Below are 12,159 nucleotides of genomic sequence, written 5' to 3'. Positions count from 1 at the left end.
TCAGCTGTTCGCGAGCTCCGGGTTGTCCTCGCGCAGCCGCTGGGCGACCCGGCGCTCGACCCAGAAGATCAGGCCGGGGATCAGGCCCGCCACCAGCATCAGCAGCAGCTGCGGAATCGTCCACCGCGCCTTCTGCGTCAGGAGGAAGGCGACGACGACGTAGACGATGTAGATCCAGCCGTGGATCAGCCAGATCGGGGTGAGGTCGTCGCCGAACCGCTGCAGCGACGTCCCGTCCTCGAGCAGGTACTTCAGCAGCGAGCCGACGGTGCCGACGAGGAGAAGCACGCCGACCACGAGCGCGAGCACGCGGTAGACGGTGAAGAGCTTGGTCACGGCTCCGAGGGTACGACGACGCCCTCGGTCTCCTCGGCGGCGGCCTCCTCGACGGTCCGCTCCGAGGTGGCGTCGCGCACGTAGCGGAACCACAGGAAGGCGGCGAACGCCGCGAAGACCCACCACTCGATGGCGTAGAGCAGGTTGCGCAGGCCCGTGAACCGGCTCGCCTCCGGCAGCTGGTCGAGGGTCGCGCCGTCGACCCCGGCGGCCGCGTCGGCGGCCAGCGGCTCCTCGGCGATCACGTAGGCGCCGTAGAGGTCCTGGTCGACGCGCTGCACCAGGTCCGCGATACGCAGCTCCGGCAGGACGTCGTCGCTCGGGTCCTCGTCCACCTGACCGGTGCCCTCCGGCGGCTGCAGCCAGCCGCGCAGGTCGACCTCGCCGGCCGGCGGCGCCGGCAGGGCGGCCAGGTCGGCGCCGTCCGCGACCCAGCCGCGGACGACGGGTACGGCGGGCGCGGACGCGTCGCCGACGGTGATCGGCGTGACCAGCCAGCCGCCGTCGGCGCCGTCGGCCCCCGCGCGCCCGGACACCAGGACGGTGCCCTCGGGCAGGAACGTGCCGCGGACGTCGACCGGGCGACCGAGGCCGGCGGTCGGGAACGGGTCGTCGGCACCGATCACGTCGGTGATCGGGACCGGCTCGGCCCGGGTGAGGTCGACCCGTTCGGCGGCGCGACGGGCCTGGTAGGCGTCGTACTGCCACGCCCCCATGCCGACCGCGATGCCGACGCAGAGGAGACCGAGCAGGTGGGCACCCCACAGCCGCACGCTCCACCAAGGCACCACACGTGCAGCCTACGACGCGGGGTCGAAGCACTGCGGTTTGGGACCAATCCACGCAATTGGGGGCCCAAAGCATGCAGTCTCTGCCCAAACCCGAACTGGTAAGACCACTTGACCACCTGTCCACCGGCGCCTACCGTGACACCCATGGCTCTGCGTCCCGTCACCCGCCGCTCGGTCTCCGACCAGGTCTTCGACCAGCTCCTCGACGAGGTAGTCGACGGCGAGCTGCCCGCCGGCGAGCCGCTGCCGAGCGAGCGCCGGCTGGCCGAGGTGCTCGGCATCTCCCGGCCGGCGGTGCGCGAGGCGCTGCAGCGGATCGCGCAGACCGGACTGGTCGAGGTGCGGCACGGCGGCGCGAGCGTGGTCCGCGACTTCCGGCGCGCCGCCGGGCTGGACCTGCTGCCGCGGCTGCTCGTGCGCGGCGGCACGCTCGACACCTCCATCGGGCGCAGCGTGATCGAGGCGCGCGCCGAGGTCGGGCCCGGGATCGCCGCCCTGGCCGCCGAGCGGGGCGGACCGGCACTCGCCACCGGCCTGGACGCCGTGGCCGAGGAGATGACGACCACCACCGACGCGGTGCGCTGGCAGGTGCTCGCCCTCGACTACTGGGATCTGCTCGTCGACGGCGCCGACTCGATGGTCTTCCGGCTGATGTTCAACAGCCTGCGCGCCGCCTACGAGCCGGCGCTGCCCGCGCTGGCGACCCTGCTGGCCGGCGAGGTCGGCCAGGTCGAGCCCTACCGGCTGCTCACCGCCGCGGTCCGCGCCGGCGACGGTCCCACCGCCCGCGCCGCCGCGACGCGGGTGCTCGGTCCGACCGCGGAGACACTGCTCGGCGCGTTCACCGCGATGGGCGCCGACCGGTGAGCGAGCCCGTGAGCCCCCGGGAGGCGCACGCGCGGCGCCGGCTGGCCGAGGACGAGGCCCGCCTCGACGGGAGCCCCGGCAGCAGGCTGGACGGCACGTACGTCGGCGACCGGTCCGCCGGCCGTCGTACCCATCAGACGATGGGCGCGGTGTTCGCCGAGTTCTGGCGCCACCCGAGCCCCTACCTGCTGACGACCTGCCTGGCCGCCGCGATCACCGGCCGGCTCCTGTCGGGCCCCGGCAGCTGGTGGGAGCTGGCGATCCCGCTCGGCCTGGTGGCGATCCTGCCGGTCGTGGAGTGGGTCGTCCACGTGTTCATCCTGCACTGGAGGCCCCGTCGGCTCGGCCCGCTCACCGTCGACCCGCTGCTGGCCCGCAAGCACCGCGCCCACCACGCCGACCCGCGCGCCATCCCGCTCGTGTTCATCCCGTGGCAGGCCCAGCTCTGGCTCGCGCCGGCGTGGACCGCACTGGCCTGGCTGGTCACCCCGACCACCGCCGCGATGTTCACGCTGCTGACGGCGGTCTACGCGATCAAGTCGGCCTACGAGTGGACCCACTACCTGCTGCACAGCGACTACCGGCCGAAGTCCGCGTGGTACCGCAAGGTCTGGCGCAACCACCGGCTGCACCACTACAAGAGCGAGCACTACTGGTTCACGGTCACCTCGGCCGGGACGGCGGACCGGCTGTTCGGCACCGCGCCCGACCCGAGCACGGTGCCGACGTCTCCGACCGTCCAGCGCCTCCACGACCTGTCGCTGTGACCATGACAGGCTGACGCCCGTGCGGATCCACCACCTCAACTGCGCGACCATGCGGCCGCCGCTCGCTCCCCCCATGGTCGCCCACGTGCTGCTCCTCGAGCGTCCGGACGGCCTCGCCCTGGTCGACACCGGCTTCGGCACCGGCGATCTCGCCGACCGCCGCCGGCTCGGTCGACCCTTCCTCACCACGGTGCGCCCCGCCCTCGACCCGGGCGAGACGGCGCTCGCGCAGGTGAAGGCGCGCGGCCACGACCCGGCCGACGTCACCGACATCCTGCTGACCCATCTCGACCTCGACCACGCGGGCGGCATCGGCGACTTCCCCCACGCCCGCGTGCACATCCACGCGACCGAGCACGCCGCCGCCACCCGCCCGACCGCGCGCGAGAAGGCCCGCTACGTCGCCGGCCAGTGGGCGCACCGGCCGCAGTGGACGCTGCACCGCGAGGACGGCGACGACTGGTTCGGGTTCGCGTCGGTCACCGCGCTCGGCGACGACGTCGTGATCATCCCGCTGCACGGCCACACGCGCGGCCACGCCGGGGTCGCCGTACGCCGCGACGACGGACGGTGGCTGCTCCACGCCGGCGACGCCTTCTTCCACAGCGGGCAGCTGCAGGAACCGCCGACCTGCCCGGCCTCGCTCGCGGCGTTCCAGCGGCTGATGGCGGTCGACAACCGCCAGCGCGTGGCCAACCTCGCGCGGCTGCAGGAGCTCGCCCGCGGCGACGAGGTCACCATCATCTGCGCCCACGACCGGGCGCAGTACGACGCGCTCAGCTCGGACAGACCGTGAACGGCAGCCGCCGCTCGCGCACCAGCCGGGCGGCGGCGGGCGGATCGGCCAGGGTGTAGCCCAGCCGGCCGCTCGACGGGTCGGCGACGCCGCGGCTCATGACCAGCCCGAACTCCGGGTCGGTCGGCGGCATCACGTCGGCCAGCCGGACCCGGTCGAAGGCGTCGCTGCGCGCCTTGCCGAGCTGCACCGTCACCAGCTCCGTGCCGAGGGCGACCGACCAGGCCTCGAGCTCGTCGAGGCCGTGGAGCGCGGCGGCCGGCGCCGCGGCGAGCTGCTCCTCGATCCCCGCGCCGAAGACGGTGGCGAAGGGCGTGCATCCACGCTCGACGTACGTCGACACGGCCTCGCTCCCGGTGAGCGCGACCAGCTCAGGGTCGGCGCCCCACGAGTCGGCCGGCGCGGGAGGCGCGGTCGCGGTGACCAGGCGGCGTGCCTCGTCGACGACCGCCCCCGCGAGCGGACCGACCCCGGCCTCGATCGCCCGCTGCACCGCGGCCATCGGCAGGTCGTCGTGGAAGGCGAGCACCCAGCCCGCGTCGGCCGGGCCGCCCGCCCCGGACCAGCGCGCCTCCCAGGCGACGTCGTCCTGGCTGACGCCGAACTGGTTGCGCAGCCGCTGGTCGAACGGCCGCAGCAGGCCCTCGGAGAGGGCCGCGGTCTTCCGGATCCGCTGCCAGAACCGCTCGCGCTCGGGGGCGGGCGTGGCCTCGTCGAGGGTGGAGAACCCGAGGACGAGGCGCAGCTGGTCGAAGTCGGTGACCTCGAGCGTCGTCGCCGCGGCCGGCACGAGTGCGAGCACGGCGGCGGAGGGCTCCTTCGAGGCGTCGTACTCGGCGACGGCAACCTCGGGTTCCGGCACCTGCTGCTTGACCGGCTCGGGATCGCCGCTGCAGGCGGAGAGACCGGCGAGGACGACGAAGGCGCCAAGTACCGCACCGACCCGCCCCATGCCGCTCACCCGCCGCATCTTGCCATGCCACGCGCGGGGGCGCCGCAGATGCGAGCGGGCGCCGACGAGATCGCCGACGCCCGCTCGTGGGTGGGGATCACCCCGTCTGCTCGACCCCCGTCACCTCATCATCGATCAGCGCCCGGAGGCCTGCGCCTCGACGATCAGCCGGCGCAGGTCGGCCGGCATCCGGTCGTCGACCGTCAGCGGGCTGGTGCCCCGGGCCGACGTGCTCGCCGTCGGCGGCGGGACCGGGTCGCACTTCAGGTCGCTGCGCTTCTTCTTGCTGCGCTTCGGGAGCACGCCGGTGTCGAGGTAGCTCGCCACCAGGTCGTCGGTGCAGGCGATGCCGGACAGCGACCCGGAGTGCGTCGTACCGCCCTTGCCCTCGATGAGGAACGAGGTCGGGAACGCCTTGCGCGTGGCCACCGCGCCGGAGAACACCGTGGCGGCGTCCTTGGTCTCGGCGATCATCAGGATCGGCGACTTCACCTTCTTGCCGCTGACGTCGAACGCCTCCCGCGACTTCGCCGGCCAGTTGAGACAGGGCGCGTTGTACCAGGTGTTGCCCCACGTCAGGAACGGGTGCTTCTTGTGCACGCGCCAGGCGTCGGCCTCCGTCTGCTTCCACCCCGGCCACTTCGCGTCGGTGCACTGCACGGCGTTGTAGACGGCGAAGCCGTTGTCGTCGCCGGGCTCGGCGTACATCGCGATCAGGTCCGAGCCGTCGCCGGTCTTCACGAGCTTCGCGTACGCGAGGCCGATGGCGTTCCAGTCGTAGACGTAGTAGCCGGCGCTGAGCAGCACGTCACCGAGCTCGTCGGGCCCCAGCCTGCCCTCGGCCGCGGGCTGCTTGTCGAGCTTCTTGAGCAGCTTGTAGTAGCCCTTGCGGATCGCCTTGCCGCTCGTGCCGAGGCCGAAGACCGCGTCGTTCTGGGCCAGCCACTTGAAGTAGATGCGGATGTTCTTGTCGAACTGGATGTTCTGGTCGACGTTGGACTGGTAGAACGCACGGTCCGCGTTGAGCACGCCGTCCCACACGAACCGGCCGACCTTCTTCGGGAACATCGTCGCGTAGATCTGGCCGAGGTAGGTGCCGTAGGAGAAGCCGTAGTAGTTCAGCTTCGGCGCGCCGACGGCCTTGCGCAGGCTCTCGAGGTCCTGGGCGACGTCGGTGGTGTGCATGTGCTTGAGGAGCCGCTTCCCGTCGGACTTCGAGCACGCCTTGGCGTACTTGCGGGTGGTCTTCTGCCACCACTTCATGTCCTTCTTCTTCGTCGGCACGTAGTTCGGCCGGTCGTAGCCAGCACCCGGGTAGTTGGGGTTGCAGTTCAACGACGGCTCGCTGCTGCCGACACCGCGCGGGTCGAAGCCGTACCAGTCGTACTTCGCGCCCACGCCGTTGGGGATCGCCGCGCCGAGGCGGGCCATGCCGAGACCGGAGCCGCCGGGTCCACCCGGGTTGCCCGCGATCATGCCCTTGTAGTCCGGGTCGGTGTGCAGCACCCGGCTGATGGCGATCTGGATCTTCTTGCCCTGGGGCTTGTCGTAGTCGAGGGGGACCTCGAGCATCGCGCACTGCGCACCCGCGTCGATCAGACGCTGGTTGGTGCAGGCCCCCCACACGGGCGCCGGCGGCGTGTACGCCGCGGGCTCGGCCTGAGTCACCTGCGGAGCCTGCGGCGCGGCGCTGCTCCCCCCTGGCACCAGCACAGCTGCTGCCGTCGCTACCGACGCCACGATCGTCAGTGCTCTCTTCACTTCAACAACCTTCCGAGATGAGGTGTCTTCCGAGATGTGCCCGGCAGAACCGGAGCACCCTCCGACCCTGCCTCTTCTCCGGCCTCACGTCCACCCCGGCGCGCAGGACAATCTCCGGTGTCGTCCGGGCTCGGCCGCAAGAGTCCGTGCGACGCCGTACCCGATGGAGGGTCGTTCAATCCGCCTGGAGATCGCGGATCTTCCGCCCCAACCTCTCGACGACCTCACGGTCTGTCCCGGCGCCCGGCCAGGAACGGTCCTCCCGGCCCTCCAGCCAGTGCAGCACCTGCTCGGGGTGCAGGTGGTCGCCGGTGACGAGCGGTGCACTCACGAAGGTCGAGACCGCGAAGCCGTCCGGCACCCTGCACCACGCGATGCCACCGTCGTCGGAGTCGACGATCAGCCAGGTCGGCGCATCGGCGCCGAAGTCCGTGACGCAGGCGCACAGCCACACGGCCCGATCGGCGCTGAACCGGTCGTTGAGCCGCGGCACCGGAGGCGCGGACCGCGCGGCCGCCGTGGTGAGGATCTGCTCCACCACCGCCACCGACGGGTCCTCGCGTGGCGGGGATGGGGATGGCCGGCGCCGCTGGTACATCCGGGCACGGTATCCGCACCGCGCCCTTGCTACGAGGCGTTTGTTGGCCCGAAGTGAGGATTCCGGCGCAAAGCTCAACCCGCCTCTGCCAATCCTGAGATGATCCGGCCGTGGCCCCGGACCAGCGACTGCGTGAGCTCGCGATCCGGCATGCCGCCTTCGCCTGGCTCGACCAGCAGCGCGCCGCGGGCAAGGAGACCTTCACCCAGGCCGACACGAGCGGACTCACCCTCGCCGGCGAGACCGTCCGGCTCATGCCCACCCAGCAAGGGATCTGGAAGCCGGGGCAGTTCGTCGCCGCGCTGTCCTTCCGGACGGTCTTCCGCCCCGAGGGCAGCAATCGGCCCTACGACGACGCGGTCGGGACCGACGGCTTCTACCGCTACAAGATGCGCGGCGACGACCCGAACCACTTCGAGAACCGCGCGCTCCGCGAGGCCATGGTCGAGCGGCTGCCGCTGATCTGGTGGCTGGGCGTCCAGGGCGGCGGCTACAGCGCGCTGTACCCGATCTACCTCGTCGGCGAGGAGCTGGCGGACCTGCAGTTCGTCGTCGACATCGACGCCGTCCCGCAGACCGATGTGACCTGGCCGGCCGTCGAGCTCGAACTCGATCCGTCGTACCGCCAGCAGCTCACTAAGCGCCGCCTCCACCAGCGTCCGTTCCGCGCCGCCGTCCTCCGCGCGTACCGCACCTCGTGCGCCGTCTGCTCCTTCCGCCACAGCGACCTCCTCGACGCCGCCCACATCCACGAGGACGGCGCCGGCGGACGCCCCGTCGTCACCAACGGCCTCACCCTCTGCAAGATGCACCACGCCGCCTACGACCGGCAGATCCTCGGCATCACCCCCGACTACGAGGTCCGGATCAACGCCGAGGTCCTGCATGAGGTCGACGGCCCGATGCTCCGCCACGGCATCCAGGAGTTCCACGGGAAACCGCTCATGGTGCTGCCCACGCGCCGTACGGAACGTCCCGATCGGGTGCTGCTCGATGAGCGCTACCAAGCGTTCCTCGACGCCAGCTGAGGTCGTGAGCTAAAGCTCGGGAGATCGGGTTTCTCGCCAACGGAATCACGTCGGCATGTTGGCATGTGGACGTCGCCCTGAATCCGGAAACGGTGGTCGCGGCGCTTAGCGGACGCCGGCCGCGCCTACGTTGCAGGCACGCGCTCACTCAGGTCCGTCGTACACCACTCTGCTGGACTCCACTGGTCGAGTAGCGCCGCCCAGCGGCGGCGCTTCTACATTCTCACGGTTCTACTGCGGCCTTCTAGAGGCTGTTGCAACTCGTTGTGGTCCGGTGGAGGTTGTGGCGCGTGCCTGGGAAGCGTTTGACGGCTCGGAAGCGGTCGGTGATTGAGCGGGGCTATCGGGTCGGTCTGCGCAGCGGACGATCGCGGCGTTGATCGGGGTGCCTCCCTCGACGGTGTCGCGTGAGTTGCGTTGGCACCGGGCGTGTCAGGGTTCGGTTCGGCGTCGGTACGAGGTCGCATCGCGCGCGGCGCAGGGCAGGGCTATCGCGGTCGCTACGACTCGAGCTTCGCCCAGGAGTTGCCGGATCGGCGGGCACGTCGCCGGTGCCGCGACGGCTTGATCAGGCGCCACTGCGGGACAGGGCCTGGGAATTGGTCCCGGCGGACTGGTCCCCGCAGCAGATCGCGGCGATGCTGCCGGTGATGTTCCCCGACGACGAGGCGATGCGGGTGTCCCACGAGACGACCTATCAGGCGCTGTTCGTCCAGACCAAGAGCCAGCTTCGACGGGAGCTGGCCAGACACCTGAGGTTGGGACGACTAGAGCGCAAAGCCCAGAACGGTGGCCCGAAACGCAGCAGCATCCGGTGCACTCCGGACGTCTCGATCAGCGCCCGACCGGCCGAGGTTGCGGATCGTGCAGTGCCTGGTCACTGGGAGGGTGACCTGCGATGGGCGCCAAGTGCAGGGGTTCGGTGATTGCGTGGGTGAAGCGCTCAAGCCGATTCCTGCCGCTCACTCCGATCCCGGGCCGGCACGCGCCTGAGACATCCGGCTGACCTTGACCGAGATGGTCTCGACGCTGCCGACCGAGTTGATCAAGTCGATCACTTGGGATCGCGGCACCGAGATGGCCCAGCACGCCACGTTTAAGCTTGGGACCGGCGTCCAGTCCACTTTGCCGATCCCTACTCGCCCTGGCAGCGCGGCAGCAACGAGAACAGGAACGGACTGCCGCGCGAGGACTGGCCGAAGAGTACGGCCCTGATCGGCGTGACCCAGGCGGCGTGCGACGACATCGCTCTACGTCTGAATACCCGCCTCAAATGACGCTGAACTGGCAGACTCCCGGACAGGCACTCAACGAGGTGCTCCTTGCAACAGCGGGGTTGAGGCCGCCTAAGCACCGCAAGGAAATCGAACGGGACTGCGAGTCCGCGGGAGTATGCTGGAGCAATGCTGAAGAACTTCCTCTACCTCAATCTTCGCGCGCTCGATAACTACCTTGGTGCGCTGGAGGACGGGATCGCGACCCGCATCGAGAGGCAAAGTGGCAAGAACGCCGGCATGGGTGCCTCGGTCGGTGCAAGCGGCGCAAAACTGAGCGGTTCTCGCGGCAAGGAGTCTCACGAGACGAGAGAGGTTGTTGATACGCCGCCCGCGAAGTTTGAACGGTTCGCGCGCCTCGCCCAAGCGCGGCCGGACGAAACGGGGTGGGTCGACCTCGAACAGCTCGACCTGCTGGCAACGGTTGGGCAGGGCGCCCTGGTCTCCGTCGAATGCGAAATCTACGTCCCTGACGTCGTCAAGATGCTCGCTGGTGGGGGCTCGGAGCTGTCCGGGATCATTGACCTTGTTCAGGCCATCAGCCCCCTGGCCTCGTCGATGAAATTGGATATGCAAGGGATCCCTTCAACCGAAGAGATGGCTGCAATGAAGGACGTCATGGACAAGGTATCCAGTGATCTTCTGATCGTCGGAGAGGACGACACAGATTGGAAGGTTGCAGCACAACTCAAGGCGGAATCCGTTACGGAGATCGGAGCGCTCGATGGCTTCGTCACGGTCGTCGGGAAGGTAGCCCAGCGCTGGCCGGAGAATCGTTGGAAGCCCCTCCTGGCCCTGCCCGGCTCGAACTTGTTGCCCCGCAAGGAAAGAAAGGCAATGGAAGCAACAAAGCCCTCCGGTGAGGACGCCGAAAACTACCTGGAGGGCCCAGCAGTCATGTTGGATCTCGTTGCGATCTATCGCTGATAGACGAAGGAAAGCGACCGCACCCATACATACCTGGTCGGAAAGATCTGCGCCAACCGGGAGGAGTCTTGTCGCGACGAAGGAGGTCGAGCGCATCAGCCATGCGGGTGGCGAAGTCAGAGCCGGTCCCTGCACCGTCCGGCGAACCCATGGCCAGGCTGAGGGCGAACTCCTTCGGCTCAGGGAACGTGAGCCTGCGCTCGGCCTTCCTCCAGTGCGGCGATGCATGGTTGCCTCCCGACTTGATCACGTAGTTGAGGGCAGGCCCAAAGAAGGCAATGACGTCGTCATGGGTCGACGCCCAGAAGGGGTCCGTGTCGTCGAATACCAGGAATGGATCGACATCCAAGGGATTTTGAATCGCCCCGGGTTTCGTGGAGACTCGGTTACTTGGAACCAGCCCCGGTCGGAACGGGTGTTTCAACGTAGTCGGTGATGTTGTTCTTGGCCCAGTAGCTGGCCTCGAACTCGGCAGGCGGGACGAGGCCGATCTCACCGTGAAGGCGTCTGTGGTTGAACCAGTCGACGTATTCAGCGACCGCGATCTCGACGTCGGTTACCGACTTCCATCCGCCCTTGGGGCGCATCGCCGGGTTGCGGACGCACTCGGCCTTGAACAGGGAGTTCAGTGCCTCGGCCATCGCGTTGTCGTAGGAATCGCCCCGCGACCCGACGGACGCGACGGCCTCGGCCTCGGCGAGCCGCTCGGTGTAGCGAATCGCTCGATACTGGACTCCGCGGTCGCTGTGATGGACCAGGCCGGTGACGTCCTGCCCGGCCCGGCGGCGGGTCCAAAGACCCATGTCGAGGGCATCGAGTGCCAGGTCGGTGCGCAGGCTGGTGGACACCTGCCAGCCCACGATCATCCGGGAGAAGACATCGAGCACGAACGCGACGTAGGTCCAGCCCGCATGAGTCCTGACGTAGGTCAGATCCGCCACCCACAGCTGGTTCGGCCCGGACGCGATGAACTTCCGCTTCACCAAGTCCTCGGGCCGCTCGGTCTCTGCGCTGTCACCGATGGTGGTCTTGCGGGTCTTCTCCCGGGGAATCCCGCGCAGGCCCTCGGCGCGCATCAGCCGCTCCACAGTGCACCGAGCGACCCTGACTCCTTCGCGGTTGAGCTCGGCGTGGACCTTCCTCGCGCCGTAGACGCCGACGTTGGCCCGGTGGGCGACCTTGATGTCCTCGACCAGCTCCGCGTCCCGGATCGCCCGCGCCGAAGGCCGCCTGGCCTTGGCGGCGTAGTAGCTGCTCGGGGCGATCTGCACGCCGGCGTTCTTCAGCACGGCACAGATCGGCTCGACCCCGACCTCGCGCCCATCGACCACGTCGTGACGATGGGCGTCGATGAAGGCAACTACCTGCTGGTGGGGCGGTCGAGCTCCGCCGCGAAGAAAGCCGCCGACGTCTTCAGAATGTGGTTGGCACGCCGCAGCTCCCGGACCTCCCGCTCGAGCTCAGCCAACCGCTGCGCATCGCAGGTCGTGGTGCCCGGTCGGACGCCGCCGTCGATCTCGGCCTGCCGGACCCAGTTGCGCAGGGTCTCGGGGTGCATACCCAACTGCTCGGCCACCCGAGCGATCGCGCCCTGCTTCGTGGCTGCGTCCTGTCGGAGCTCGACGGCCATCCGGGTCGCCCGCTCACGCAGCTCGTCGGGGTACTTCCTGGGTGCTGCCATGACTCTCATCCTCCATGGATTGAGAGCCTCCATCAGACCCGGGGCGATTCATTTTCCTCAGTGCACTCCAAGTCGAACCAGTCGTCCTTCGACTGGCGGGTGACGCTGAACTCGTCTGTGAACCTTATGGACCGTGCTCCCGCGCTGCTGACCAGCCTCGACACGTTCTCGACACCAGCCTCTGACTGTGATGCCCAGGCACGTTGGTCGAGATCGGGACTGCTGCACGAACGGGTGACAGGTTGGGTCACGCAGCCTGAGTGGCTGGCGCAGTCATGATGGTCTCGAACTCGATGGGGGTCAATCGTCCGAGTCCGGCCTGCCTGCGGCGGCGGTGGTAGGTCCTCTCGATCCAAGTCACGATCGCGATCCGCAACTCGT

Annotated in this window: 12 protein-coding genes and 1 pseudogene; 5 read left to right on the top strand and 8 right to left on the bottom strand. The window is 69.2% G+C overall.

What is annotated here, in order from left to right:
- Entirely contained in the window at positions 1–336 is a 336-nt protein-coding gene (locus tag ACPZVR_RS16275; protein ID WP_436700656.1) for a DUF3817 domain-containing protein, read from the bottom strand.
- Positions 333–1,124, bottom strand: coding sequence for an SURF1 family protein (locus ACPZVR_RS16270; RefSeq protein WP_436700655.1), 792 nt, complete (start codon positions 1,122–1,124; stop codon positions 333–335). The genes ACPZVR_RS16275 and ACPZVR_RS16270 overlap by 4 nt, the downstream gene beginning before the upstream one ends.
- A gap of 147 nt (positions 1,125–1,271) precedes the next feature.
- On the opposite strand from ACPZVR_RS16270, the gene ACPZVR_RS16265 reads away from it, so the two are divergent.
- Genes ACPZVR_RS16265 through ACPZVR_RS16255 form a run of 3 tightly spaced genes read left to right on the top strand, consistent with a single transcriptional unit; the run spans position 1,272 to position 3,557 of the window.
- On the top strand, positions 1,272–1,994 hold the full coding sequence (locus ACPZVR_RS16265; RefSeq protein WP_436700654.1) for a FadR/GntR family transcriptional regulator: 723 nt from the start codon (positions 1,272–1,274) through the stop codon (positions 1,992–1,994).
- Positions 1,991–2,761 carry a sterol desaturase family protein gene (locus ACPZVR_RS16260; RefSeq protein ID WP_436700653.1) on the top strand — a complete coding sequence of 257 codons (771 nt, stop codon included), beginning with the start codon at positions 1,991–1,993 and terminating at the stop codon, positions 2,759–2,761. The genes ACPZVR_RS16265 and ACPZVR_RS16260 overlap by 4 nt, the downstream gene beginning before the upstream one ends.
- A gap of 19 nt (positions 2,762–2,780) precedes the next feature.
- The gene (locus tag ACPZVR_RS16255) at positions 2,781–3,557 is read left to right on the top strand and encodes an MBL fold metallo-hydrolase (RefSeq protein ID WP_436700652.1); all 777 of its coding nucleotides are present in this window, start codon (positions 2,781–2,783) and stop codon (positions 3,555–3,557) included.
- Here the strand turns inward: ACPZVR_RS16255 and ACPZVR_RS16250 are convergent.
- From ACPZVR_RS16250 to ACPZVR_RS16240, 3 genes are all read right to left on the bottom strand, one after another.
- Positions 3,538–4,518, bottom strand: a complete 981-nt coding sequence (locus ACPZVR_RS16250) for a hypothetical protein (protein ID WP_436700651.1) — start codon at positions 4,516–4,518, stop codon at positions 3,538–3,540. The genes ACPZVR_RS16255 and ACPZVR_RS16250 overlap by 20 nt on opposite strands.
- Before the next feature lie 126 nt (positions 4,519–4,644).
- A complete protein-coding gene (locus ACPZVR_RS16245) occupies positions 4,645–6,177 on the bottom strand; it encodes an alpha/beta hydrolase (protein WP_436700650.1) in 1,533 nt (510 codons plus the stop codon).
- Positions 6,178–6,445: 268 nt separating this feature from the next.
- On the bottom strand, positions 6,446–6,817 hold the full coding sequence (locus ACPZVR_RS16240) for a hypothetical protein (RefSeq protein WP_436700649.1): 372 nt from the start codon (positions 6,815–6,817) through the stop codon (positions 6,446–6,448).
- Between the two features lie 161 nt (positions 6,818–6,978).
- Here ACPZVR_RS16240 and ACPZVR_RS16235 point away from each other — a divergent pair, with 161 nt between their 5' ends.
- Complete coding sequence (locus ACPZVR_RS16235) at positions 6,979–7,896, top strand: HNH endonuclease (protein ID WP_436700648.1); 918 nt, start codon at positions 6,979–6,981, stop codon at positions 7,894–7,896.
- 1,403 nt (positions 7,897–9,299) lie between these two features.
- Positions 9,300–10,097: a DUF6414 family protein gene (locus ACPZVR_RS16230; RefSeq protein ID WP_436700647.1), complete on the top strand. Its 798-nt coding sequence runs from the start codon at positions 9,300–9,302 to the stop codon at positions 10,095–10,097.
- Here the strand turns inward: ACPZVR_RS16230 and ACPZVR_RS25445 are convergent.
- From ACPZVR_RS25445 to ACPZVR_RS16220, 3 genes and pseudogenes are all read right to left on the bottom strand, one after another.
- Complete coding sequence (locus ACPZVR_RS25445) at positions 10,066–10,593, bottom strand: DUF8370 family protein (protein WP_495542741.1); 528 nt, start codon at positions 10,591–10,593, stop codon at positions 10,066–10,068. The genes ACPZVR_RS16230 and ACPZVR_RS25445 overlap by 32 nt on opposite strands.
- Positions 10,484–11,778 (bottom strand): IS3 family transposase gene (locus ACPZVR_RS16225; protein ID WP_436700646.1). Its coding sequence is split into 2 segments (ribosomal slippage): positions 10,484–11,499 and positions 11,499–11,778, totalling 1,296 coding nucleotides; the frame shifts between segments, so codons are not numbered across the junction. Before ACPZVR_RS16225 ends, ACPZVR_RS25445 begins: the two co-directional genes overlap by 110 nt.
- 247 nt (positions 11,779–12,025) lie before the next feature.
- A pseudogene (locus tag ACPZVR_RS16220) lies at positions 12,026–12,159 on the bottom strand (IS3 family transposase); the annotation flags it as partial.

Origin of the sequence: Nocardioides segetis (genome assembly GCF_051390595.1) — a bacterium.
In the GTDB taxonomy this organism is placed as follows: Bacteria; Actinomycetota; Actinomycetes; order Propionibacteriales; family Nocardioidaceae; genus Nocardioides.
This window is presented reverse-complemented; position numbering and strand designations above follow the sequence as displayed.